Source organism: Candidatus Stoquefichus sp. SB1 (genome assembly GCF_001244545.1).
Taxonomy (GTDB): Bacteria; Bacillota_I; Bacilli_A; order Erysipelotrichales; family Coprobacillaceae; genus Stoquefichus.
Genome location: NZ_LN852696.1, coordinates 454,805 through 478,595 on the forward strand (window position 1 = coordinate 454,805; position 23,791 = coordinate 478,595).

The window sequence follows — 23,791 nt, forward strand, 5'->3', positions numbered from 1 at the left end:
TTTACAAATAATGGTAATATCTTTTTGGAAAAATGAATATTTAATAGTGTGTAACTGTTAGGCAGGCAATAACTATTTTAGAAGAGAGTGTTATACTTTTTAAGTATATTTTTATCTCCTTTTAAAATAGCGTTGTCTGCCTTTTTTGCATTATTAAATGTCAAAAGAAAGGGAGGAAAATTTTAATGGTAGGAATGATTCTTGCGAGTCATGGTGAATTTGCAAATGGTATCTTGCAATCAGGAACAATGATTTTTGGTGAACAGCCTAATGTTATGGCTGTTACTTTAGAACCAAGCGAAGGTCCAGATGACTTAAAAGCAAAAATGGAAGCAGCAATTGCGTCATTCGATAATCAAGATGAAGTTCTTTTCTTGGTTGATTTGTGGGGTGGAACACCGTTTAATCAGGCAAATGGCTTAATCAATGGTCATGAAGATAAGTGGGCAATTGTGACAGGTTTAAACTTACCAATGCTGATTGAAGCTTATGCATCTCGCATGAGTATGGAAACTGCACATGAAGTGGCAACACATATTTGTGAAGTGGCAAGAGAAGGTGTCAAAACACGTCCTGAAACATTGGAACCACAAAAAACGGTTGAAAAAGCTGTACAAACAAATACACCACAAGGTGCAATTCCAGAAGGAACTGTCTTAGGAGATGGACATATTAAGTATGTCTTAGCCCGTGTGGATACACGTTTGTTGCATGGTCAAGTTGCAACAACTTGGACAAAAACTACACAACCTAATCGTATTATCGTTGTTTCTGATTCAGTTGCAAAAGATAATTTACGTAAACAAATGATTGAACAGGCAGCGCCACCAGGTGTAAAGGCCAATGTTGTGCCAGTTTCAAAAATGATTGAAGTGGCTAAGGATCCACGTTTTGGCAATACCAAAGCCATGTTATTATTTGAAACACCTCAAGATGCCCTGCGTGCAATTGTTGGTGGCGTTGATATTCAGGAATTGAATATTGGTTCAATGGCTCATTCACTTGGAAAAGTGGTCGTGAATAAAGCGATTGCGATGGGAAAAGATGATGTTGAAACTTTAGAAAAATTAAAAGAACTTGGAGTGACTTTTGATGTTCGTAAAGTACCAGCAGATTCAAAAGAAAATATGGATCATCTTTTGAAAAAAGCAAAAGATGAATTAAAAAAATCTTAATAGGAGGATAATGAAATGTCTATTATTACAATAATTTTAATTGTTATCATTGCCTTACTAGCGGGAATGGAAGGCGTTTTAGATGAATTTCAATTCCATCAACCGTTAGTTGCATGTACTTTAATTGGTTTGGTAACAGGACACTTAAGTGAAGGAATTATTTTAGGTGGTTCTTTACAAATGATTGCACTTGGTTGGGCAAATGTTGGAGCAGCAGTTGCACCTGATGCAGCACTTGCTTCAGTCGCTTCAGCTATTATTATGGTTTTGGGATTACAAGATGGAAGTGTTGATTCTTCAACAGCGATTACAACTTCAATTGCAGTAGCTATCCCTTTATCAGTAGCTGGTTTATTCTTAACAATGATTTGTCGTACAATTGCAATTCCAATGGTTCATTTTATGGATGGAGCAGCAGAAAAAGGAAATTTCCGTGCAATTGAAATGTGGCAAATTTTAGCGATTATCTTACAGGGGGTAAGAATTGCTATTCCTGCAGCAGCATTGTGTATTGTTCCAGCAACAGTTGTAACCAGTGCATTAAATCAAATGCCACCATGGTTATCAGGTGGTATGGCCGTAGGTGGTGGAATGGTTGCTGCCGTTGGTTATGCTATGGTTATCAATATGATGTCTTCTAAAGAAACTTGGCCTTTCTTTGCAATTGGGTTTGTTTTAGCAGCTATTGGTCAATTGACATTAATTGCATTAGGAGTTATTGGTGTTGCTTTAGCACTAATTTACTTAGGATTAAAAGAAAATAGTGATGGTCATGGTGGCTCTGGTGGAACTGGAGATCCATTAGGCGATATCTTAAATGATTATTAATCTTGAAGGAGGAGAGAAAAAAATGGCAGAAAAAATCGCATTATCAAAAAAAGATCGTTTAGCAGTTGCTTGGCGTCATCAGTTCCTTCAAGGATCTTGGAACTATGAACGTATGCAAAATGGTGGTTGGTGTTATTCAATTATCCCAGCTATCAAAAAATTATATCCTCAAAAAGAAGAGCAAGTTGCAGCTTTAAAAAGACATTTGGAATTTTACAATACACATCCTTATGTATCTGCACCAGTCATGGGGGTTACATTAGCATTAGAAGAAGAACGTGCAAATGGAGCTGAAATTAATGACCAGGCAATTCAAGGTGTTAAGGTTGGGATGATGGGACCTTTAGCTGGTGTCGGAGATCCAGTTTTCTGGTTTACATTAAGACCAATTTTAGGAGCATTAGGTGCTTCTCTCGCATTGAGTGGAAGTATTGTTGGTCCATTGTTATTCTTCTTTGCATGGAATATTATTCGTATGGCCTTTATCTGGTATACACAAGAATTTGGTTATAAAGTAGGAACATCTATTGCGCAGGATTTATCTGGTGGTTTATTAGGAAAAATCACTCAAGGTGCGTCAATTCTTGGGATGTTCATTATTGGTGCATTGGTTCAACGTTGGGTAAGTATTTCATTTACACCAGTTGTTTCTCGTGTTGTACAATCTGATGGTGCGTTTATTGATTGGAGTAAAATTCAAGCAGGAGCAGATGGTATTAAATCAGCATTGGAACAATTTGCAACTTTAGGAGCGAATGGATTAAATGTTGAGAAAGTTACAACATTACAACAAAACTTAGATCAATTGATTCCTGGTTTAGCAGCATTATTATTAACTTTATTATGCTGCTGGTTATTGAAGAAAAAAGTTTCACCAATTGTGATTATTGTTGCATTATTTATTGTTGGTGTGCTGGCACGTCTTGTTGGTATTATGTAATAAAAAAGTTTGGTTAAATTGATGGAGGACATATATGGTACAATCATTAAATACAAAAGTTGATTTCACAATTGAAGCAACCTCATATCTTGGCATTGCGAGTTATGGTAAAGTCATTGTAGGAGATAAAGCATTTGAATTTTATAATGAGAAAAATATGCGAGATTATATCCAGATTCCGTGGGAAGAAGTTGACTATATTATGGCCTCTGTCATGTTTAAAGGAAAATGGATTCCCCGTTTTGCAATCGTAACAAAAAATAACGGTCGATTTACATTTTCAACACGGAATAATAAAGCGTTGTTACGCTCGGTTAATCATTATATAGAATCTGAACGTTTAGTCCGCTCGCTGAGTTTCTTTCAGGTTATTCAAAGAGGAATCAAAAACATATTTATGCGAAAACATAAAATATAAAAAAGAAAACTGTTAACAAATGATTGTCATCTGTTAGCAGTTTTTTGTATTTAGCGAAGAAGCGGAAGACTTCCTGTTAGTTTATTGACCAGTTTCTTGTTGCCATAAATGGCAATTCCAAAATAGGTAAAATCATCTTCTAAAGTCTGACTTGCTTTTTCTATATATTCATCATAGACATTACAGCTTTGAGCCACATCAGAGAAATCAACAACAATTAATTCTTTAAAATCAGGAAGATAAAGCTGCTGTCTGATTTGTTTTATTTTGTCCTGTGTTGTTTTTAAAATAGGGACTGGTGTTGTGATAATACCAAGATGAGGATGCTGACTTTTATCAAGCACTGTGACTCCAACTGTTTCAGGAATATATTTACCAAGGGTAATTCCCATAATCCCCGCCGTATTAGCAAGAATTCCCAAAGGCAGTTCTTCATTTAAAACCATGACACATTTTTCATTTTGTATATTCATTCGTTATTTTCTCCTTTTCTCTATTTTCTGATAAGAATAAACCAGTCAATGTGAAAATGATACCTAAAATAGTCATCGTTGTCATTTTTTCATGTAATATTAAAGTTGATGTAACAGCAGTTATGACTGGAACAATATAAATATAAACACTTGTTTTCACTGATCCTAAAATTCTGACTGCTAAATTCCAAGTCACAAAACAAAGTGCTGAAGCACCTACCCCTAAAAACAATAAGTTTAAAAAGTTGACTGGCATCATGACTTGCGAGATATTTACATCAAATCCCATTAGGAATGTAAGTGGCAACATAAATAATAAGCCATAAAAGAATGTACGTCTTGTTGTTTGGATAATATGATGATGAAAACTTGCCAGTTTCTTTGTAAGAGTAGAATAAGCTGCCCAGATTATAGCAGCGATAATGGCTAAGCAATCTCCTAAAGGATTGAATTGTAACTGTGAATCGCTAAAACTAATCAGATAGATACCTATCATCGCAATGATAAAGCCAATAAAAAAACGGATACCAGGCTTTTTTTCATGCAAGAAAAGACATGCAAAGATAACTATGAAAAAAGGTGCAATAGAAATAATCACGCCAACATTAGAGGCAAGTGTATAAGTTAAAGCAATATTTTCAAACAGATAATAGAGTGTAATCCCACATAATCCCGCAGCTATAAAATAAAATTCTTCTATTTTGTGAGTTATTTTGAGTTGATGAGGATAAATACACCATAGAACAATATATCCAATCAAAAAACGAATAAAAAGAATTTCAATAGGAGTTAAAACATTGAGAAGAACTTTTGTTGAAATAAAAGTTGTTCCCCAAATAAAAATGGTTATAAAAGCTGCGAAATGTCCTAAGGTTATCTTATTTTTCATAGTTTGATTCCTTTTTCTTGGATAGGCTCTTCATGAATAAAAATCTTTTGATATTGCTTAGGCGTTAAACCTATAAATTCCTTAAAAAAGTGTGTGAAATGACTTTGATCAGTAAATCCAGTCATATAAGCAACATCAATCGGTAATATCCCTTGTTCCAAGAATTTCTTTGCTTTATCAAGACGTACAGTTTGTAAATAACGATAAGGTGATAATCCAATTTGTTTTGTAAAAGAACGCAATAAATAAGATTTTCCAAAATGAGTCATTGTTAATAAATCATCAAGCGTTATATTTTCGGCAAAATGTTCATCAATATAAGTACATATATTTTTGATTTGATCATTAGGTTCAATATCATTCATATCAAAGTCTGTTGCATATTCTTGTAAAAGAAGTTCAATCAGAAAGAAAAAGGCTTCTTCTTTTTCTAATTTAGGGGCATGATGGACAATTGCATCATATAAATCACCAATTGATTGGGTCATATCACTTTGATAAATAACATTTTGAGTAAAATGAGGCATATAGGCATGACCAGTTATTTCTTCAACCGCTTTTAGCATAATATCTGGATTGATATTAACAGCACGATAATCTAATATTTCACCATTTACAGGGGCACAAAAGTGATTATCATGAGGATTAAAAATAAGTAAATCACCAGCCGTGACTTCATAATTTTGACCTTTGCAACAAAGATGGCGTTTGCCACCTTCAACAAAACCAATCACATAATATTCATGGAAATGATTGGGAAACTTTTGGACAATTCCACTGAGGTTATAAGCTTCGATAGCTAAGTCACGATCATAATAGACATGACGTTGTTCTTGTATTTGTGACATTGTTATTTCCTCCTTGTTTGTTATTTTATCATGATTTTTGATTGTTTTCTTGTATGATGTGACACAATGTAAAAAATCTCTCAAAAGAGAGATTAAAAGCTTAAATGTGCTTTGATTTTTCTAAACAGGATTGTTGATGTGATTGCTGAAGAGACTTCAGCAATTGGGAAACACAACCAAATTAGATTGATATTTCCTGTTAATGATAAAAGATATGCACAAGGTAATAAGACAAATAATTGTCTGATTAATGAAGTTAATAAACTATATGTACCTTTTCCAACGGCTTGAAAAACTGCACTACAAACAATCGAGTAGCCAGCAAAAATAAAATGAATTGCAATAATTCTTAATGCTGGTGTTCCAATTTGTATCATAGCTTCAGAAGCATTAAAGAAACTGAGTAAGACTTGCGGAATAGATTCAAATAAGATCACTCCAATGAGCATCATACCTGTTGCATAAATCATAGCGAGTTTTATTGTATCAAACATACGTTTACTTTGTTTTGCTCCTAAGTTATAAGCAATAATTGGAATCATACCATTATTTAATCCAAAGACTGGCATAAAGACAAAACTTTGTAGTTTGAAGTAAACCCCAAAGACAGCTGTTGCAGTTGTCGAAAATCCAATCAAGATTGTGTTCATTCCAAATGTCATCACACTTCCAATGGATTGCATAATAATTGATGGAATACCAACAGAATAGATTTGTTTAATAATCTGGAAATTGGGTTTAAATGATTTCCATTGGAACTGAATATCATGATTAAACTTTAAATTAAAGAAAAGGGCTAATAGACAGGCGATAATCTGACCTGTAACAGTTGCAATAGCGGCTCCTGCAACACCCATTTTAGGCATTCCAAATAACCCGAAAATAAAAATAGGATCTAATATAATATTGATGATTGCACCAAGTCCTTGAGTAATCATTGTATGAACTGTTCTTCCAGTCGCCTGTAAAAGTCTTTCAAATAAGAATTGACTAAACAAACCAATTGAACATCCTACGACAATCATAGAATACTGTGTACCAGCCGTTACAATTTCAGTGTTACTTGTCTGGACAGTGAAGAAGAGATGAGAAAGAGTCAGTCCACCAATCATAAAAATCAAAGCAGTCACGAGAAAAATAAAGACTGAATTGGTTGCTGTATGATTGACATGATCTTGATTTTTTTCACCTAAGCTTCTCGATAATAATGCATTAACGCCGACTGCAGTTCCACCTGCAAAAGCAATCATTAGATTTTGCAGTGGAAAGGCCAAAGAGACGGCAGTTAATGCATTCTCACTAATTTGTGCAACAAAGATACTATCAACAACGTTGTACATTGCCTGTACTAACATTGAGATAATCATTGGTAATGACATGGATATAAGAAGTTTGTTAACGGGCATAGTGCCCATTTTATTTTCTTGCGCCATTACTTATCTCCCTGTTGAAACAACTCAACAATAATATCAGCAACTTTTTCAATTCCTAAATCACTATTGATTGTTAAATCAAAATTCTTTAATTGACCCCATTTTTTTGTTGTATAGTAATTGTAATAATTACTTCTTCTTTTATCTTTTTTCATAACATACTTTTTAAAATCATCTTGTTCTTCTTTATAGTCTTCTCGAACACGTCTGATTCGTGATTCTAAAGGTGCGTGAACAAAAATTGTGAAGACATCATCATAATCTTCTAAAATATAATCTGCACATCCATTGACAATAATACAAGAATCATGTTGGGCTAAATGACGAATAATCTTTGATTGCATTGCAAAGACTTGATCGTTTAATGGTAAAGTAAAAGCTGAAGATGACATTGTATACATAAAACTTGATGTTTTTTCTTCAGATGCCTTACGTATTGTATCTACATCTATTCCAAGTTCCTTAGCAGCAATATCAATAACTTCATTATCATAATAAACGAGTCCTAATTTCTCAGCAACTCTTTGAGCGATTAAACGTCCTCCAGATCCATATTCTCTGGCAATCGTCATAATTCTAGGCATAAAACATTCCCCCTTTACAATTCTATTCTAACATAAATCAAAAAATGATGACATTATTTTCACAAGATAAAATTATTGTTTTTATTTAGACAAATTTGTATAATAGAAGAACAAAGGAGAAAAGCAATGGAATTTCATGTTTTAGCAAGTGGATCAAAAGGTAATGCAACGTTTGTTTACGAAGATGGCTGTGGCATCTTAATAGACTGTGGTATTACACGTAAACAGTTATTATTTAAACTTCAAAATTTAGGATTTAAAGAGGAAGATATTACTTATGTTTTTTTAACACATGATCATTATGATCATAACAAGAATATTCATATATTTGATCAAGATAAGTTGTATACAGCCAAAAAAAATGTTGAAAGTATTGATGAATATCATACGCTTATTCCTTATCAACATAGACAGTTTGGGAAATTTGATGTATTGACTTTAAAAACATCGCATGATGCAAGTGATCCTATTGGATTTGTCATTTCAACAAATGAGACTTTGCTTTATATGACAGATACTGGATATGTATCACAAAAGAATCGAAAATATATGAATAATTTAAATTACTATATTATAGAAAGTAATCATGATATTGAAATGTTAATGGCTACAAAACGTCCTATGTTTTTAAAAAATCGTATTTTAAATGATGTAGGTCATCTTAATAATGAATATAGTGCAAGATTAATGAGTGAGATGATTGGTGAAAATACTAAAGAAATTGTATTAGCGCATTTATCTCAAGAAGCCAATACACCTGAAAAAGCATTAGAAACATATCAGTTTATTTTTCAAGAACAAAATATAAAATTTAATCATATTAAAGTCGCAAGCCAAGTTGATGTTGTGTCAGGAGGAAAGTATGAAAATTAAGTTCATAACTGTTGGGAAGTTGAAAGAAAAATATTTAAGTGATGGAATTAAGGAGTATTCAAAAAGAATTTCTGCTTATGCTGATATAGAAATTATTGAGGTTGCTGATGAAAGAATTCCGGATAAAGCATCATTGGCAGAGGAAACGTTAGTCAAGGTGAAAGAAGGACGAAAGATTCTAGATAAGGTCAAGCAAGATGATTATATGATTTTATTAGATGTGAGTGGAAAAGAAATGGATTCTGTTTCTTTTTCTAAACATATTGAAAAATGTATGATTGATGGTAAAAGTACAATTGTTTTTGTAATTGGAGGATCTTTAGGACATGGGGAAGAAGTTTTATCTCGTGCCAATATGAGATTAAGCTTTTCACCAATGACTTTCCCACATCAATTAATGAGACTTATTTTGATTGAGCAAGTCTATCGTGCATTTAAGATTATGAAAAATGAAACTTATCATAAATAAATGGAGTATATAGTCATACTTCATTTTTTTGTTTGAAAAACCTTATAAAATAAGGACTGGCTTAAGAGTCGAGTTGATATTTTGGCTATTTTGTTGACAAAGATAATCATAAACTATATAACTGGAGTAAGATGTTAGGGGGAGTATTATGGAAGAGAAAACGACATTTGGAAAATTTATTGTGAAGAAGCGAAAAGAAAAAAATCTAACACAAAAAGAATTGGCTGAACAATTATATGTTACAGAATCAGCTGTTTCAAAATGGGAAAGAGGTGTTTCTTATCCAGATATATCATTAGTATCATCATTATGTGAAGTTTTAGGTGTAAGTGAACATGAATTGATTACATGTAGTGAAGATTTTAAGCAAAGAGAAACAGAACGACAGGCTAGGTATTTTCGTGGGATTATGAAAACATATTCAGTTTTTTTCTATATTTGTTATGCTGTTTCATTATTTGTTTGTTTAATTGTTAATATTATTCTTGAACAACAGTTATCATGGTTTTTTATTGTATTGACAGGGGAAATGGTAGCATTTACGATAACATCATTACCAAATCTAATTAAGGGTGAAAATAAGCAGTGGATTATTTTAGGGAGTTTTTATATTTCATTGAATTTACTATTGTTGACAAGTTGTCTTTATACAGGTGGAGATTGGTTCTTCGTAACAGCAGTATGTCTATTCTTTGGATTTGCTTTTGTTGTTTTTCCATTTTTACTTAGAGATTTGCCACTACCAAGCCCATTTTATCAGCACAAAACAGTGATTTATTTTACAATTATGACAATTGTCTTATGTATTTTAGTTATGACAACAATGTCTTATAGTGGTTATGGTGATGTGATGATATCAAAAGGTCTACCAGTTACACTGGTATGTGTATTGCCATTATGGTTAATGATGTTGGTTATTCGTTATTTACATATAAATAGTTTGTGGAAAACAGCAATATGTTTATTGATTTCAGGAATTTTTAGTTTTTGTGTGAATAGCATATTGATGATGATTATTCATCATCAGTCATTTGTTTTAGCACCCATAAATTTAAGTGTATGGAATGATTATTATTTAGATGGCAATATAAAAATCATAGTTTTTATTGTCTTATTAAGTCTTGCAATTGCATTTACAATAGGTGGAATTTCATTAGAAACAAAAAAGAAATCTAAAATATAATTTCATAAAATGATTAACCTTTTTCTATTGTTTGATATAATGAGTTTATAGGATAGGTGATAGTTATGAATGATTTATTTGTGAAACAAGTCACGCTTGTGAAAGATGATAATATGAATGATCAATATCCTTTTCATATTGATTTGATTCAGCATTTTGATTCTCTGATTTTTGAAAAGCCTGTTTCTTTTTTTATAGGGGAAAACGGAGTTGGGAAAAGTACGTTTATTGAAGCACTGGCAGTTGCATTGGGATTGAATGCTGAGGGAGGTACTGAAAATTTTTATTTTCATACCGCTCAAACTCATTCGCAACTTTATCGGTATTTAAAGATTTCTAAAGGAGTCTATAAACCACAGACAAAGTTCTTTTTAAGAGCGGAAAGTTTTTATAATGTTGCAACTGAGATAGATCAAATCGCAGATGAAGATTCAAGAATGTATAATGGTTATGGTGGGAAAAGTTTACATGCATGTTCACATGGAGAATCATTTATGCAATTGATGATGAATCGTTTTTCTAAAAAGGGGCTTTATATTTTAGATGAACCAGAAGCAGCTTTGTCACCATCACGCCAATTGGCATTGTTAGTCTTAATAGATGATTTGGTTAAAGAAGGTTCACAGTTTATTATAAGTACCCATTCACCTATTTTATTATCTTATCAAGATGGTATTATTTATGATTTGAATTCTTATTTTCAGAAAGTTAAATTTAAAGAAACTGATATTTACCAAACTTATAAATTAGTATTAGATAACCCAGAAGGAATGCAGCATCATCTTTTTGGTAACCAAGGAGAAAACATATGATAGAATTACCAGAAGCATTATCACGCGCTAAAGAGTTAGATCACTATTTAAAAGGCAAGAAAATTACTAAGGTTTTATTGCCAACCTCACCACATAAGTTTTGTTGGTTTCAAGGAGATGTCGCTCATTATCCTGTTCAATTAGAAGGACATACTATAAATGGGGCAAGAGGATTTGGTATCTTTGTTGAAATAGAATGTGATCAAGGCGTTTATCTATGTGTGAATGATGGCGTAAATATCACTTTACTTACATCGTGTGATGATATTCCTCAAAAATATCAATTGGCTATATTTTTTGAAGACCAAACAAGTTTAATCTTCCAAGTTGCAATGTATGGAAGTATTATCTGTCATCATGGAGATTATGAAAATGAATATTACTTAAAAAGTCTAGAGAAAATATCATCAATTTCAAATCAGTTTACCTATTCTTATTTTATGAGTGTATTAGAAAATGTGAAACCAACTATAAGTGTAAAAGCCTTTTTAGCAACTGAACAACGTTTTCCAGGGATTGGGAATGGTGTGTTGCAAGATATTTTGTGGCAGGCCTTTATCCATCCTAAACGTAAAGTGAATTCATTAACTGAAAAAGAATGTTTATGTCTTTTTGAAACAATAAAATCTGTTTTATGTGAAATGATTGAAAAAGGTGGCCGAGATACAGAAAAGAATATTTTTGGTAACTATGGTGGATATCAAACAAGATTGAGCAAAAAAACACTTCATCAACCTTGTCCAAGATGCCAAACACTTATAGAAAAAACAAATTATTTAGGTGGTGCTATTTATTATTGCACACATTGTCAAAAAGAAAATATATAAATGTAAAAAGCAGTTCTTTTGATAGTGGGAACTGCTTTTGATATATACATATTTAAGTCATATTTTCATTGAGTTCAAAAAGAACATCCTGATAATCTTTGACATAATATTTAATATTCTTTCGACCTTTTTGAATAATCACATGTCCTTCTGCTTCTAGTTTTTCTTTTTGAGCAACTATACCTCCAGGATATTTAGGGTTCAATTCTCCATTTGCCTTTAAAGTTCTCCAATAAGGTGTTTCATCATCAGTGCGTTGATAACTAGCCCATGCAGCAATAGATACAAAAATACCAGCAGTAATTGGTTCAGTAAAATCTGCTCCACTTAATTTCGCAAAATATTCACGTATTTCCCCAACTGTTATGACTTTGCCTTTAGGAATTTGTTTCATGACTCTATCATAATCAATGGGTGGAGCAAAATACATCCTGTTGCCACCATATTTTTCAATACTCTTTTGATCTGTGATGATTTGAAATTTTGGCATATCCTTATTATTATGTAACATAGCATTAAAATCTTTTTCATTTTCATTAGCCATATTATCCACCTCCTACCTCAAGCATAGTACAATTATGTTATATATGCAATGAGACTGTTTACAAAACTTTATCTTTTTTATCAAATATTTTTTTATTAAAATTGTATTCAATTTTGGTGAAAAGTTGAATATTTCCTCTTTTATTGTTTCTCTTTTCTTTTTTTATGATTGAATTGAAAAATGAATGATTTAAATGAGGAATATGTTATAATAAAAAAAGATAATCTTTTTAAAAAAGAATTGGGACAATTAAGAATAAGGAGCGAATATTATTATGAGATTAGTAACACGTTCAGATTTTGATGGTTTGGTTTGTGGGGCATTATTGAAAGAAGCAGGAGTCATTGATTGTTGGAAATTTGCCCATCCTAAGGATTTGCAGGATGGATTAGTAGAAGTTACAGAAAATGACTGTTTGGCTAATGTTCCTTATGTTGAAGGATGTGGATTATGGTTTGATCATCATTCAAGTGAATTTGAAAGAAATCAATTAGCAGGAAAGTATAAAGGGGAAAGTCGTTTGACACCTTCTTGTGCTAGAATTATTTATGATTATTATGGTGGGCATGATCGTTTTGCTCATTTTGATGAAATGATGGATGCTGTTGATAAGGTTGATTCTGGTCAATTGACAATTGATGAAATTCAAAATCCTGAGGGTTGGATTTTGATTGGTTTTTTAATGGATCCTAGAACTGGATTAGGAAGATGGCGTAATTTTACTATTTCTAATTATCAGTTAATGGAAAAATTGATTGATGCATGTCGAACAATGAATACTGAAGAAATTTTAAATCTTCCTGATGTTCAAGAAAGAATAGAAGTTTATTTTGAACAGACAGAAAAATTTAAAAAGATGATAACTGAATATACTCATACTGAAAAAGATGTCATTATTACTGATTTAAGAGGAGTTGATCCTATTTATACAGGTAATCGTTTCATGATTTATAGTATGTATCCAAAACAAAATATTTCTGCATGGATTGTTAGTGGAAAAGGTGGAAAAGGTTGTTCAGTTGCTGTGGGATACAGTATATTGAATCGAACTTCAAATGTGAATGTTGGCAGTTTAATGCTTAAATATGGCGGTGGAGGTCATAAGGCGGTCGGGACTTGTCAATTTAGTGATGAGGATATGGAAGTCAAAATACCTCAATTGCTCAATGAACTGATTCATGCCAAATAGTTAAAGACAGTTTCATAGACTGTTTTTTATAATTATGTAAGAAAAGTGGGAATGAAATGCTTTCTATTCGTTTTGCGTCTTACAGACACAGAAACCTTGTTTTTCCATTTAAATTGTATATATCATTGTTTTGCATAATTTAATGAGATAGATGAGTTATCTGTAAACTATTTCACAAGAGAATATCAGATTCCTCTCTATCCTAATGTGATGCAGAAGGTTCTTCTAAAAAAACGTTTGGCTGTACACGTCTTGTTTGTAATCACTTTTTTGTGATTCAAAAAGAAAACCTGATGAATCAGGAACGCATCTATACAAAAACACAGGTATCTCATATGCTTACATTTATGAAAAAGGATATTCCTTGAGGAAGTGGATGCGATCATTATGTTAATTATTTATAGAAAAAACAGACATAATAAAATGCACCTCCATAATTTGTTTGTCCAAATTATGGGATGCACTTCAAATATGTCTGTTTTAATATAAGCGACGGCAAGTATACCATTCCTTTTGCCAATAATTTGTATTTAAATTAGCTACCTGCACAGGTTGACCAGTTGTTGGAGCATGAACCATTTTATTTCCACCTATATAGATACCAACATGGTGAACACCACTAGATGAACCATTACTACTAAAAAGAATAATATCTCCAGCTTGTAATTGGCTTTTTGATACACTTTTACCAGCACTGATTAATGAACCTGTATAGTGAATTCTTCCTAAATCAACACCACATTGATAATGTGCCCAGTTGACTAAACCAGAACAATCAAATTGTGTCCAATTTGGATCTTTTATACTACTCCATGAATGGGCACCACCCCAAACATACATATAACCTTGACGTGTTAATGCTTTATTAGCAATTTTTAATCCTAATTCTTCATTTGATGTTAAATCATTTGTATTATCATTTGAACTTGAGTTAGATTGATTTGTATTGTCTTCATTAGGTTTGGTTGTTTGACTATTACCTGAAGTATTGTTGTTTGAGTTAGAATTGTTATTGTTTGTATTTGGTTTTGGCTTTGGTTTTTTATCAGTAGTAGCTTGAGTGACATTGGAAACTTTTGATTCATTTGAAGCCTTTTGTAAAGCTGCTAAATTGGCTTGAATCTTTTCCATTGATTCTTGGTTTTTAGAAACTTCAGAAGAATTATTAGCAATTGTTTTATTTTGTTCTAATAATTTTGCCTGATATGTTTTTTGCAGGCTCGCTTGCTTTGATTTATCTTCTTCTAATGATGTTTTGAGAATTTTAAGTGTTGATTCTTGTTTTTGAACTTCTTTCATAGTGTCATTTAATTGTTCAATTAATTCGTTATCATAATTCGTTATTTCTCTAAAATTAATAATACGACTAAAGAAATCACTAAAACTATTTGCACCAAAAATATATGAAGTTAAAATATTTGAATTCATTGTTGTTTGCATACTATACAAACGTTCTTCTAATTGTGTACTTTTATTAGAAATCTGTGTTTCTAACTGACCAATACTTTTTTGAATATATGTTAATTCACTTTGAGCAGAAGATATTTTGGTATCAATTGCTGTAATTTGTTGAGCAATATTTTCAATTGAATCTTTTGTTTCTTCAGCATCTTTTTTAGTGTTTTTTGCTTCAGTAGTTAATTTTTTATTCTTATTATTAAGATATGTATTAAATTCTTTACATGTTTTTTGCTGACTTGATGTTAATTTTGGTGAAGAACATAATTGAATGTATTTATTTTCTTGACCATCGAAATCAACAGCATTAACTGTTGTTAAAGAGGCAGCAAGACCTACACTAAGACATACTGTCATGAGACTTAAGAGTATTGTTTTTTTAGACAAGGTGACATCCCTCCTTAAATATGAGTCTACACCTTTCATTGTAGTATATTTTCAAAAAGTGTCAAATAAAATATACTTTTTTTGAAATATAGTATCGGATTTTTAGAAAAAAAGCTCATTAAGAACTTTTTTCTTTATGAGCTTCAATAACTTTTTTCATCACTAATTCACTAGCAAATTCATAACCTAAGAATGCCATATCAAAGAATCCCTGACCCTGAGTCATTGCTCTTAAATCAACTGCATAATTCATGACTTCTGATTGAGGAGCCTCCGCTGTAATCTTTATCATACCATCTTCTAAAATATCACTACCTATGACACGGGCACGTTTTTTATTAAAATGACCCATAATATCACCAGTATATTCTTCATCAATATAAACATGTAATGTTACAAATGGTTCTAGTAAAACTGGTTTTGCTTTAGGAATTGCTTCTTTAAAACACATTATTGTCGCAGTCTTAAAAGCCATTTCAGAAGAATCTACACTATGATAAGAACCATCAATTAATGTTGCTTTAATACCTAAGGTTGGATAACCGGCTAAAACACCTGTTTTGGTTGCTTCAATTAAGCCTTTTTCAACAGCTGGGAAATAGGCTCTAGGCACAGCTCCACCAAATATTTTCTCTTCAAAAACAAAAGGAACACTATAATCATTTAATGGTTCAAAAGTCATTTCAACATCTCCATATTGACCATGACCACCAGATTGTTTTTTGTATTTATAACGATGTGTAATTTGACCACGAATTGTTTCACGATAAGGAATAATAATATCTTCTAAAGTGACATCGATTTTAAATCTTTCTTTTAACTTAGCAACAACAGTTTCAATATGAATATCACCAATACCATATAAACATTGTTGTTTTGTTTCAGGATTATTTTCAAAAATTAAAGTTTGATCTTCTTCTAATAATTTATGAATTGCATTTGCAATTTTTTCTTCATTAGCTTTACCAACTGGTTTAATTGCCTTACCAAAATAAGGATGAGAAAAAACAATTGGATCATAAAGGATACGATAATCTAAAGTACATAATGTATCATTTGTCTGGCTATGAGATAATTTAGATAAAGCACCAATATCTCCAGCGTTTAATACATCTGTTTCAATAAGATCTTTCCCTTTCATGATATAAAGCTTATTGACTTTTTCAACTTCTTTTTTACGAACATTATATAAAGACATACCTGTTTGAATTGTTCCCGTACAGACTTTAAATAAAGAAATTCTACCTACAAATGGATCAGCAATAGTTTTGAATATAAATAATGAAGCAGGTAATGATTCATCAAAACCAATAAGATCTTCTTCATTTGTTTCTTCATTTTTGACAACCATTGAATTAATCATATCACCAGCAGCACTAAAGAAAGCAACCATTGAATTTAAAACAATTTGAATTCCTATTTGATTTGTCCCACATAAAACAGGAATCAGAGTATGATTCATAACACCTTGACGAAGAGCCCATGATATTTCTTCTTTTGTAAATGGTTCCTCATTAATATATTTTTCTAAAAGTTCATCATTTGTATTTGCAACTGCTTCATCAATCATATTCTTGATTGGTGTGATTTGATCCCACATATCATCTGGAATTGGACATGGATGTGTTTGTTCACCTTCAAAATAGCGTCCTTCCATTTTAGCAACATTGACATAACCCACCATTCGATTTCCTTCCATGATTGGAACCTGAATAGGAGCAATAGCTTTTCCATATGTCAATTTGAGTTCTTCTAACTTTTCCTGATAAGCAGCATTTGGATAATCTAAACCACTTATATAAATGATTTTTGCTTTATCATGTGCTTGATGCATGGCTTGTTTTGTTCCAACACTAATACCTTCTGTAGCTGGAACAACGATTAAGGCACTTTCACAGACTTTTAAGGCTGCTTCAACTTCACCAACAAAATCAAAAGAACCTGGAGTATCAAGAATATTAATTTTGCAATCATTCCATTCTAATGGAATAATAGATAGTCCAATTGAGGTTTGTCTTTTGATTTCTTCAGGAGAATAATCGCTTAATGTGTTACCATCCTGTACTGTTCCAATCCGATTTGTCATACCAGCTCGATAGGCCATAGCTTCTATCACGCTGGTTTTACCACTCCCTGAGTGACCTAACACAATCACGTTTCCAATTTCGTTTGAGTGATAAGTTCTCATAATATCACGCTCCTTTTTTAAGTTTTCTTTCTTTTATTTTAACACACTTTATTTTTGATGAAAACGGTTACAGTATAATTATAGTGAAATTTATTTGAAAAAATGATATGATATTTACACAGGAGGGCAAAATATGGAAGTTGGATTAATTATTATATTATTTTTATCGAATGCTTTAGCATTAGATTGCCTTTATAACCATAGAATAAAGACAACAGGTGCATTGATTATCCTGAATTTGTGCTTAACTGTAGCATTAGCTTATCAGTTTAAACAAATGGAAAAGATATTCTATTTATTATTAGGGTGTGCAGGATTAGTTGCTTTGTTTTTTGGGGTTAAATTATATTTGAAAAAGAAAAAAGAAGCACCAATTATTATTGATGCGGCTGATCGTATTATTGAAGAAAAAGAGGATAAATAATGAAAACAGTGAAATTTGAAATTGAAATGGAAAATGGAAAAGTGATGTCAGGAGAGTTATATCCTGAAATTGCTCCAATAACAGTGAAAAACTTTATAAGTTTAATTGAACAAAACTTTTATGATGGATTGATTTTTCATAGAGTTATTCCTGGCTTTATGATTCAAGGTGGTGGATTTGATGTTAAAATGAATCATAAAGAATGTTCATCAATTAAAGGTGAATTTAGTAGCAATGGCATTCAAAATGATTTATTACACACACGTGGTGTTTTATCAATGGCACGTACAATGGTCAAGGATTCAGCAAGTTCACAATTCTTTATTATGCATAAAGATGCTCCTCATTTAGATGGAGAATATGCAGCATTTGGAAAAATTACAGATGGTTTAGATATCGTAGATGAAATTGCCAATGCAGCAACCAATCGACAAGATTGCCCATTGACACCAATCGTGATGAAAACAATGAGGTTGATATAAAATGAAACTCTTTTATTTAGAAAATTGTCCACATTGCAAAAGAGCAAGAGCATGGATGGAAGAACTTTATCAGGAAAATTCAGCATATCGTCAAATTCCTATAGAAATGATTGAAGAAAGTCAGCAAGCTGAGTTGGCTGATTCATACGATTATTATTATGTCCCATGTTTTTTTGATGGTGATCAAAAACTTCATGAGGGTGTTGCTAGTAAGGAAATTATTCGCAGTCTATTTGATAATTATTTAAGGGGGAATTCAAAATGAGAATTTTAGTCGCAGGTGGAGCAGGTTATATTGGTAGTCATATTTGTGTAGAATTATTAGAAGCTGGACATGAAGTTGTAGTGATTGATGATTTTTCTAATTCACGTCCAGAAGTGCTTGATTATATTAAGGAGATTACAGGGAAAAGTGTTAAATTCTATGAATTTAATATTTTAGATGAAAAAAAGACAGAAACTGTTTTTCAGGAAAATCAGTTAGATGCAATTATTCATTGTGCAGCTTTTAAAGCAGTTGGTGAATCTGTTGTTAAACCTATTGAATATTATACAAATAACTTAACAACAACACTAATTATGACAAAAATGATGAGAGAATATCATGTCAATAGTATTGTCTTTAGCTCAAGTGCTACTGTTTATGGTGATCCTAAGGTTGTTCCATTGACAGAAGATTGTCCATTAGGTGAAACAACAAATCCTTATGGAACAAGTAAAGCAATGATGGAAAGAATTTTAACAGATGTACAACATGCATATCCTGAAATGTCAGTTACATTGTTACGTTATTTTAATCCAATTGGAGCACATGCTTCTGGACTGATAGGTGAAAATCCAAAAGGAATTCCTAATAACTTAATGCCATATATTATGAAAGTAGCAACTGGAGAATTACCTTGCTTAGGTGTTTTCGGTGACGATTATGATACACCAGATGGAACTGGAGTAAGAGATTATATTCATGTTGTTGATTTAGCAAAAGGACATGTTTTAGCTATTGAAAAATATAAGGAACCAGGTGTGCATATTTGTAATTTAGGAACTGGAACAGGATATAGTGTTTTAGACATTGTTCATGCTTTTGAAAGAGTTAACCATATTAAAGTTCCTTATGAAATTAAGGAAAGACGTCCAGGTGATATTGCAACTTGTTATGCGGATCCAACACGTGCTAAAAAAGAATTAGGTTGGGTTGCTGAAAAGACTTTAGATGATATGTGTCGTGACACTTGGAACTTTGCTAAAAAACATTCATAGAAATGAGAAGTCATGGAGTTTTATTCATGGCTTTTTCTTTACTGTTTGTGATAAAATAAGGGAAAGAGGAGATGATTCGATGATAAGAAAACATTATATTTTTCATGGACGTGTTCAAGGCGTTGGGTTTCGTTATACAGTCTATCAAAAAGCAGTTCAATTAGGATTGACAGGATGGGTAAAAAATCTGAATGATGGAAATGTTGAGGCTTGTTTACAAGGTGAAAAAGAATGCATTGATCATTTGATTGATAGTTTACATAATCAGCGTTTTATTCATGTTGAATATATGGATGTTGAAGAAAAGGAAGTCTTAAATAGTGAACATTCTTTTGATATTAAGTATTATTAAAAAAAGACAAGTTCTATTTGGTACATGGTAATTGATTGGGAATAAAAAATTTTTTAACTAGAAAAGTATTGATATATTCAATGCTTTTTAATTTTCTTTGCCAAAAGTAAAAAAATTAAGGATGACCTATGAATCATATTGCTTTATAATAGAGAAAGCGTGTGATATGATGGCATAGCCAAATCATTCATAACATAGAAATATGTTTATATAAAAAATTGCTGTCAATTTTTGAATGTGAACGGGAGGAAAAGACATGAAAATTATTAAACGTAATGGGGCAGAAGTTAAATTTGATGAATTGAAGATTACAGCTGCTATTGAAAAGGCTAACAATGAAGCTGTTGAAACAGAAAGATTATCAACTGAGGATATTGATAATATTACCAACAATGTTAAATATCAATGTGAAAAAATGAAACGTGCTTTAAGTGTGGAAGAAATTCAGAATTTAGTTGAAAATGAAATTATGAAGTTAAATGCTTTTGCAGTTGCAAGAAAGTATATTACATATCGTTATAAAAGAGCATTAGTTCGTAAAGCAAATACAACAGATGAACAAATCTTAAGTTTGATTGAATGCGATAATGAAGAAGTGAAGCAAGAAAATTCTAATAAAAATCCAACTGTGAATAGTGTTCAAAGAGATTATATGGCTGGAGAAGTGAGTAAAGATATTACGAAACGTTTATTATTGCCTGAACATATTGTGAAAGCTCATGAAGAAGGAATTATTCATTTTCATGATTCAGATTATTTTGCTCAACATATGCATAATTGCTGTTTAGTTAATTTAGAGGATATGTTACAAAATGGAACTGTTATTAGTGAAACAATGATTGAAAGACCTAAGAGTTTTTCAACTGCATGTAATATTGCAACACAAATTATTGCACAAGTGGCAAGTTCTCAATATGGTGGGCAAAGTATTAGTTTGTCTCATTTGGCACCTTTTGTTGATGTAAGTCGCCAAAAATTTAGAAAAGAAGTTCGTGAAGAGTTTGCTGAAGAAGAGATTGAAGTTACTGAAAAGCAAATTGAAGAGCTTGCTGAAAAGCGTGTTCGTAATGAAATTAAACGTGGTGTGCAAATGATTCAGTATCAGGTCATTACGTTGATGACAACCAATGGACAAGCACCTTTTGTGACTGTTTTTATGTATTTGAATGAAGTTGAAGAAGGACAGTTAAGAGATGATTTGGCAATGATTATTGAAGAAACATTGAATCAAAGAATTCTTGGTGTTAAAAATGAGCAAGGGATTTATGTTACACCTGCTTTCCCTAAATTAATATATGTTTTAGAAGAAAATAATATTCATGAAGATAGTGAATATTGGTATTTAACAAAGTTAGCTGCAAGATGTACAGCAAAACGTATGGTTCCTGATTATATTTCTGAAAAGAAAATGTTAGAATTAAAAGTTGATACAAATGGTGAAGGACATTGTTATACATGTATGGGATGTCGTAGTTTCTTAACACCATATGTTGATCCTAAGACACAACGTGCTAAATATTATGGTCGTTTCAATCAAGGTGTTGTGACTATTAATTTAGTTGATGTTGCTTGTTCTTCTAAAGGGGATATGAAGGCTTTTTGGCGTATTATGGATGAAAGATTAGACTTATGTAAAGAGGCTTTAATGTGCCGTCATAACCGTTTGAAAGGGACACCAAGTGATGTAGCACCGATTTTATGGCAATATGGTGCACTTGCAAGACTTGAAAAAGGTGAAACTTTGGATAAATTATTATATGGTGGTTATTCAACTATTTCGCTTGGGTATGCTGGGCTTTGTGAATGTGTGAAGTATATGACAGGGAAATCACATACAGATCCAGAAATCACTCCTTTTGCGTTAGAAATTATGCAACATTTAAATGATAGATGTAACGAATGGAAACAGCAAGAAAATATGGACTTTAGTTTATATGGAACACCTATTGAGTCAACAACTTATAAATTTGCAAAATGTTTACAAAAACGTTTTGGTAAGATTCCAGGTGTTACTGATAAGAGTTATATTACAAATAGTTATCATGTTAATGTCACTGAAGAGATTGATGCCTTTACAAAATTAACATTTGAATCACAATTCCAGAAATTATCTCCAGGTGGAGCAATTAGTTATGTAGAAGTACCAAATATGCAAGATAATTTAGATGCTGTTTTGGCAGTTATGAAACATATTTATGAAAATATTATGTATGCTGAATTGAACACAAAGAGTGATTATTGTATGGAATGTGGTTATGATGGTGAAATTCAGATTAAAGAGGACGATGATGGGAAATTGATTTGGGTATGTCCACATTGTGGCAATACAAATCAAGATAAGATGAGTGTAGCAAGACGTACTTGTGGTTATATTGGTACACAATTCTGGAACCAGGGAAGAACACAGGAAATTAAAGAACGTGTTCTCCACTTATAGTTATGTATTACGCATCGATTAAAGAAGTAGATATTGCTAATGGAACAGGAGTGAGAGTCTCACTCTTTGTTTCAGGATGTACACATCATTGTCGAGATTGTTTTAATGAAATAGCCTGGGATTTTCATTATGGTGAAGAGTTTACTAAGCAAACGATTGATTATATTATGGATGCTTTAAAACCTTCTCATATTAAAGGTTTGAGCCTTTTAGGTGGTGAACCAATGGAACCAAGTAATCAGGTGGGACTTTTAGAGTTGCTGAGAACTTTTCATGAAAATTATCCTCAAAAAGATGTTTGGTGTTATACTGGGTATCTTTTGGAAGATTTATTAGAAGGTGGAAAAGTTCATATTAATATTACTGATGAATTATTAAGTTATATTGATATTTTGGTTGATGGACCATTTTTATTGGAACAAAAGGATATTCGTTTGAAATTTAGAGGTTCTACAAATCAAAGAATTATTGATATGAATAAGACAAGAAAATCAAAAAAAGTCGTTTTATGGGATGAAAAATAATCTTTTAGAGAAATCTGAAAGATTTTTTTTGTAATGTTTAATGGTTTTGTGTGAAAAATAAAAATTATTGCAACAAAAAATAAAAAAATCCTAAAATTAGGTGGAAATTTAATCTTAAATTATATATAATGGTATGGCAGTGAAAGGAGGAATTCCTCGATGAAAGAAGGCATTAGAAAAGAATATAAGAAACAATACGACGCTTCCACCAAAAGAATAGATGTTGTAGATGTGCCAGAATTCAATTTCATCATGATTGATGGAATCGGAAATCCGAATGTAGAAGAATTTAAACTTAAGTCTGAAGCTTTGCATATATTATCAAAAGCGATTAAAGATTACTTTAAACAGGAAATGGATCTTTTATATTTGATTTCACCTTTAGAAGGATTATGGGATACATATGATAATAGTCAATTTGATGTCACAAGAAAAAAGATGATTAAGTTTACATTGATGATTGCTCAACCAAAAGTATTAGATGAAAAAACTTTTGAAAGTATTAAAGAAGAAATTGCCATTAGAAAAGACAATCCTTATATTGTAGATGCTTATTTAAAGAAAATGGAAGAAGGACGTTGTGTGCAGATGTTACACAAAGGAGCCTATAATACTGAAATTGATACAACTAAGCAAATCATGGAATATATTACGATTCAAGGAATGAAACTTATTGGCTTACATCATGAAATCTATTTAAATGATCCTGAAAAGGTAACTGAAGATAAATTAAAAACAATTGTAAGATACGCAATTGAAGAGGAAGGGGTATAATCCCCTTTTCTTATACAAAG

Annotated in this window: 26 protein-coding genes; 18 read left to right on the top strand and 8 right to left on the bottom strand. The window is 31.8% G+C overall.

The window, feature by feature from the left end; translation table 11 throughout:
- The first annotated feature begins 185 nt into the window (after nt 1-185).
- Genes BN1865_RS14675 through BN1865_RS14690 form a run of 4 tightly spaced genes read left to right on the top strand, consistent with a single transcriptional unit; the run spans nt 186 to nt 3,361 of the window.
- Entirely contained in the window at nt 186-1,175 is a 990-nt protein-coding gene (locus BN1865_RS14675; protein ID WP_050638011.1) for a mannose/fructose/sorbose PTS transporter subunit IIA, read from the top strand.
- Nucleotides 1,176-1,190: 15 nt separating this feature from the next.
- Nucleotides 1,191-2,003 carry a PTS mannose/fructose/sorbose transporter subunit IIC gene (locus BN1865_RS14680; RefSeq protein WP_050638012.1) on the top strand — a complete coding sequence of 271 codons (813 nt, stop codon included), beginning with the start codon at nt 1,191-1,193 and terminating at the stop codon, nt 2,001-2,003.
- A gap of 22 nt (nt 2,004-2,025) precedes the next feature.
- Nucleotides 2,026-2,943, top strand: coding sequence for a PTS system mannose/fructose/sorbose family transporter subunit IID (locus BN1865_RS14685; RefSeq protein WP_050638604.1), 918 nt, complete (start codon nt 2,026-2,028; stop codon nt 2,941-2,943).
- 34 nt (nt 2,944-2,977) lie between these two features.
- Nucleotides 2,978-3,361, top strand: a complete 384-nt coding sequence (locus BN1865_RS14690; RefSeq protein ID WP_050638013.1) for a DUF956 family protein — start codon at nt 2,978-2,980, stop codon at nt 3,359-3,361.
- 50 nt (nt 3,362-3,411) lie between these two features.
- On the opposite strand, the gene BN1865_RS14695 is transcribed toward BN1865_RS14690, so the two are convergent.
- The 5 genes from BN1865_RS14695 to BN1865_RS14715 form a co-directional block, all read right to left on the bottom strand.
- The gene (locus tag BN1865_RS14695; protein WP_050638014.1) at nt 3,412-3,834 is read right to left on the bottom strand and encodes a DUF2000 domain-containing protein; all 423 of its coding nucleotides are present in this window, start codon (nt 3,832-3,834) and stop codon (nt 3,412-3,414) included.
- Entirely contained in the window at nt 3,818-4,723 is a 906-nt protein-coding gene (locus tag BN1865_RS14700) for a DMT family transporter (protein ID WP_050638015.1), read from the bottom strand. The genes BN1865_RS14695 and BN1865_RS14700 overlap by 17 nt, the downstream gene beginning before the upstream one ends.
- The gene (locus BN1865_RS14705; protein ID WP_050638016.1) at nt 4,720-5,571 is read right to left on the bottom strand and encodes an AraC family transcriptional regulator; all 852 of its coding nucleotides are present in this window, start codon (nt 5,569-5,571) and stop codon (nt 4,720-4,722) included. The genes BN1865_RS14700 and BN1865_RS14705 overlap by 4 nt, the downstream gene beginning before the upstream one ends.
- A 92-nt stretch (nt 5,572-5,663) precedes the next feature.
- On the bottom strand, nt 5,664-7,004 hold the full coding sequence (locus tag BN1865_RS14710) for an MATE family efflux transporter (protein ID WP_050638017.1): 1,341 nt from the start codon (nt 7,002-7,004) through the stop codon (nt 5,664-5,666).
- Nucleotides 7,004-7,588 carry a cytidylate kinase-like family protein gene (locus tag BN1865_RS14715; RefSeq protein ID WP_050638018.1) on the bottom strand — a complete coding sequence of 195 codons (585 nt, stop codon included), beginning with the start codon at nt 7,586-7,588 and terminating at the stop codon, nt 7,004-7,006. The genes BN1865_RS14710 and BN1865_RS14715 overlap by 1 nt, the downstream gene beginning before the upstream one ends.
- Nucleotides 7,589-7,714: 126 nt before the next feature.
- Between BN1865_RS14715 and BN1865_RS14720 the strand changes: the two genes are divergently transcribed.
- From BN1865_RS14720 to BN1865_RS14745, 5 genes are all read left to right on the top strand, one after another.
- Nucleotides 7,715-8,461, top strand: a complete 747-nt coding sequence (locus BN1865_RS14720) for an MBL fold metallo-hydrolase (RefSeq protein WP_050638019.1) — start codon at nt 7,715-7,717, stop codon at nt 8,459-8,461.
- Nucleotides 8,451-8,930, top strand: coding sequence for a 23S rRNA (pseudouridine(1915)-N(3))-methyltransferase RlmH (gene rlmH / locus BN1865_RS14725; RefSeq protein WP_050638020.1), 480 nt, complete (start codon nt 8,451-8,453; stop codon nt 8,928-8,930). Before BN1865_RS14720 ends, rlmH begins: the two co-directional genes overlap by 11 nt.
- A gap of 148 nt (nt 8,931-9,078) precedes the next feature.
- Nucleotides 9,079-10,113 carry a helix-turn-helix domain-containing protein gene (locus BN1865_RS14735; protein WP_082190004.1) on the top strand — a complete coding sequence of 345 codons (1,035 nt, stop codon included), beginning with the start codon at nt 9,079-9,081 and terminating at the stop codon, nt 10,111-10,113.
- Between the two features lie 65 nt (nt 10,114-10,178).
- Nucleotides 10,179-10,925 (top strand): AAA family ATPase, encoded by a 747-nt coding sequence (locus BN1865_RS14740; RefSeq protein ID WP_050638021.1) that lies wholly within the window; start codon nt 10,179-10,181, stop codon nt 10,923-10,925.
- A complete protein-coding gene (locus BN1865_RS14745; protein WP_050638022.1) occupies nt 10,922-11,752 on the top strand; it encodes a formamidopyrimidine-DNA glycosylase in 831 nt (276 codons plus the stop codon). Before BN1865_RS14740 ends, BN1865_RS14745 begins: the two co-directional genes overlap by 4 nt.
- 52 nt (nt 11,753-11,804) lie before the next feature.
- Here the strand turns inward: BN1865_RS14745 and BN1865_RS14750 are convergent, their stop codons facing one another.
- On the bottom strand, nt 11,805-12,296 hold the full coding sequence (locus BN1865_RS14750) for an MGMT family protein (protein WP_050638023.1): 492 nt from the start codon (nt 12,294-12,296) through the stop codon (nt 11,805-11,807).
- Nucleotides 12,297-12,570: 274 nt separating this feature from the next.
- Between BN1865_RS14750 and BN1865_RS14755 the strand changes: the two genes are divergently transcribed.
- Nucleotides 12,571-13,485: a DHH family phosphoesterase gene (locus BN1865_RS14755; RefSeq protein ID WP_050638024.1), complete on the top strand. Its 915-nt coding sequence runs from the start codon at nt 12,571-12,573 to the stop codon at nt 13,483-13,485.
- A 480-nt stretch (nt 13,486-13,965) separates the two neighbouring features.
- On the opposite strand, the gene BN1865_RS14760 is transcribed toward BN1865_RS14755, so the two are convergent.
- The gene (locus BN1865_RS14760; RefSeq protein ID WP_232780411.1) at nt 13,966-15,330 is read right to left on the bottom strand and encodes a C40 family peptidase; all 1,365 of its coding nucleotides are present in this window, start codon (nt 15,328-15,330) and stop codon (nt 13,966-13,968) included.
- A gap of 118 nt (nt 15,331-15,448) precedes the next feature.
- A complete protein-coding gene (locus tag BN1865_RS14765; RefSeq protein WP_050638026.1) occupies nt 15,449-17,518 on the bottom strand; it encodes an elongation factor G in 2,070 nt (689 codons plus the stop codon).
- 133 nt (nt 17,519-17,651) lie between these two features.
- On the opposite strand from BN1865_RS14765, the gene BN1865_RS14770 reads away from it, so the two are divergent.
- The 8 genes from BN1865_RS14770 to BN1865_RS14805 all read left to right on the top strand — a co-directional run bounded on the left by BN1865_RS14770 (nt 17,652) and on the right by BN1865_RS14805 (nt 23,771).
- Nucleotides 17,652-17,942 (top strand): hypothetical protein, encoded by a 291-nt coding sequence (locus tag BN1865_RS14770; RefSeq protein WP_050638027.1) that lies wholly within the window; start codon nt 17,652-17,654, stop codon nt 17,940-17,942.
- Nucleotides 17,942-18,424, top strand: a complete 483-nt coding sequence (locus BN1865_RS14775) for a peptidylprolyl isomerase (RefSeq protein WP_050638028.1) — start codon at nt 17,942-17,944, stop codon at nt 18,422-18,424. The genes BN1865_RS14770 and BN1865_RS14775 overlap by 1 nt, the downstream gene beginning before the upstream one ends.
- 1 nt (nt 18,425) lies before the next feature.
- Complete coding sequence (locus BN1865_RS14780; protein WP_050638029.1) at nt 18,426-18,689, top strand: glutaredoxin family protein; 264 nt, start codon at nt 18,426-18,428, stop codon at nt 18,687-18,689.
- Nucleotides 18,686-19,684, top strand: a complete 999-nt coding sequence (gene galE, locus BN1865_RS14785; RefSeq protein ID WP_050638030.1) for a UDP-glucose 4-epimerase GalE — start codon at nt 18,686-18,688, stop codon at nt 19,682-19,684. Before BN1865_RS14780 ends, galE begins: the two co-directional genes overlap by 4 nt.
- A gap of 79 nt (nt 19,685-19,763) precedes the next feature.
- On the top strand, nt 19,764-20,036 hold the full coding sequence (locus tag BN1865_RS14790; protein WP_050638031.1) for an acylphosphatase: 273 nt from the start codon (nt 19,764-19,766) through the stop codon (nt 20,034-20,036).
- 256 nt (nt 20,037-20,292) lie between these two features.
- Nucleotides 20,293-22,473: an anaerobic ribonucleoside-triphosphate reductase gene (gene nrdD, locus BN1865_RS14795; RefSeq protein ID WP_050638032.1), complete on the top strand. Its 2,181-nt coding sequence runs from the start codon at nt 20,293-20,295 to the stop codon at nt 22,471-22,473.
- A 2-nt stretch (nt 22,474-22,475) separates the two neighbouring features.
- Nucleotides 22,476-22,997, top strand: a complete 522-nt coding sequence (gene nrdG / locus BN1865_RS14800) for an anaerobic ribonucleoside-triphosphate reductase activating protein (RefSeq protein WP_050638033.1) — start codon at nt 22,476-22,478, stop codon at nt 22,995-22,997.
- A 159-nt stretch (nt 22,998-23,156) separates the two neighbouring features.
- Complete coding sequence (locus tag BN1865_RS14805; protein WP_050638034.1) at nt 23,157-23,771, top strand: GyrI-like domain-containing protein; 615 nt, start codon at nt 23,157-23,159, stop codon at nt 23,769-23,771.
- Nucleotides 23,772-23,791: the final 20 nt, after the last annotated feature.

Coding starts and splice junctions, on each gene's coding strand:
- BN1865_RS14675 (WP_050638011.1), top strand. CDS start 186: ATGGTAGGAATGATTCTTGCGAGTCATGGTGAATTTGCAAATGGTATC.
- BN1865_RS14680 (WP_050638012.1), top strand. CDS start 1,191: ATGTCTATTATTACAATAATTTTAATTGTTATCATTGCCTTACTAGCG.
- BN1865_RS14685 (WP_050638604.1), top strand. CDS start 2,026: ATGGCAGAAAAAATCGCATTATCAAAAAAAGATCGTTTAGCAGTTGCT.
- BN1865_RS14690 (WP_050638013.1), top strand. CDS start 2,978: ATGGTACAATCATTAAATACAAAAGTTGATTTCACAATTGAAGCAACC.
- BN1865_RS14695 (WP_050638014.1), bottom strand. CDS start 3,834: ATGAATATACAAAATGAAAAATGTGTCATGGTTTTAAATGAAGAACTG.
- BN1865_RS14700 (WP_050638015.1), bottom strand. CDS start 4,723: ATGAAAAATAAGATAACCTTAGGACATTTCGCAGCTTTTATAACCATT.
- BN1865_RS14705 (WP_050638016.1), bottom strand. CDS start 5,571: ATGTCACAAATACAAGAACAACGTCATGTCTATTATGATCGTGACTTA.
- BN1865_RS14710 (WP_050638017.1), bottom strand. CDS start 7,004: ATGGCGCAAGAAAATAAAATGGGCACTATGCCCGTTAACAAACTTCTT.
- BN1865_RS14715 (WP_050638018.1), bottom strand. CDS start 7,588: ATGCCTAGAATTATGACGATTGCCAGAGAATATGGATCTGGAGGACGT.
- BN1865_RS14720 (WP_050638019.1), top strand. CDS start 7,715: ATGGAATTTCATGTTTTAGCAAGTGGATCAAAAGGTAATGCAACGTTT.
- rlmH (WP_050638020.1), top strand. CDS start 8,451: ATGAAAATTAAGTTCATAACTGTTGGGAAGTTGAAAGAAAAATATTTA.
- BN1865_RS14735 (WP_082190004.1), top strand. CDS start 9,079: ATGGAAGAGAAAACGACATTTGGAAAATTTATTGTGAAGAAGCGAAAA.
- BN1865_RS14740 (WP_050638021.1), top strand. CDS start 10,179: ATGAATGATTTATTTGTGAAACAAGTCACGCTTGTGAAAGATGATAAT.
- BN1865_RS14745 (WP_050638022.1), top strand. CDS start 10,922: ATGATAGAATTACCAGAAGCATTATCACGCGCTAAAGAGTTAGATCAC.
- BN1865_RS14750 (WP_050638023.1), bottom strand. CDS start 12,296: ATGGCTAATGAAAATGAAAAAGATTTTAATGCTATGTTACATAATAAT.
- BN1865_RS14755 (WP_050638024.1), top strand. CDS start 12,571: ATGAGATTAGTAACACGTTCAGATTTTGATGGTTTGGTTTGTGGGGCA.
- BN1865_RS14765 (WP_050638026.1), bottom strand. CDS start 17,518: ATGAGAACTTATCACTCAAACGAAATTGGAAACGTGATTGTGTTAGGT.
- BN1865_RS14770 (WP_050638027.1), top strand. CDS start 17,652: ATGGAAGTTGGATTAATTATTATATTATTTTTATCGAATGCTTTAGCA.
- BN1865_RS14775 (WP_050638028.1), top strand. CDS start 17,942: ATGAAAACAGTGAAATTTGAAATTGAAATGGAAAATGGAAAAGTGATG.
- BN1865_RS14780 (WP_050638029.1), top strand. CDS start 18,426: ATGAAACTCTTTTATTTAGAAAATTGTCCACATTGCAAAAGAGCAAGA.
- galE (WP_050638030.1), top strand. CDS start 18,686: ATGAGAATTTTAGTCGCAGGTGGAGCAGGTTATATTGGTAGTCATATT.
- BN1865_RS14790 (WP_050638031.1), top strand. CDS start 19,764: ATGATAAGAAAACATTATATTTTTCATGGACGTGTTCAAGGCGTTGGG.
- nrdD (WP_050638032.1), top strand. CDS start 20,293: ATGAAAATTATTAAACGTAATGGGGCAGAAGTTAAATTTGATGAATTG.
- nrdG (WP_050638033.1), top strand. CDS start 22,476: ATGTATTACGCATCGATTAAAGAAGTAGATATTGCTAATGGAACAGGA.
- BN1865_RS14805 (WP_050638034.1), top strand. CDS start 23,157: ATGAAAGAAGGCATTAGAAAAGAATATAAGAAACAATACGACGCTTCC.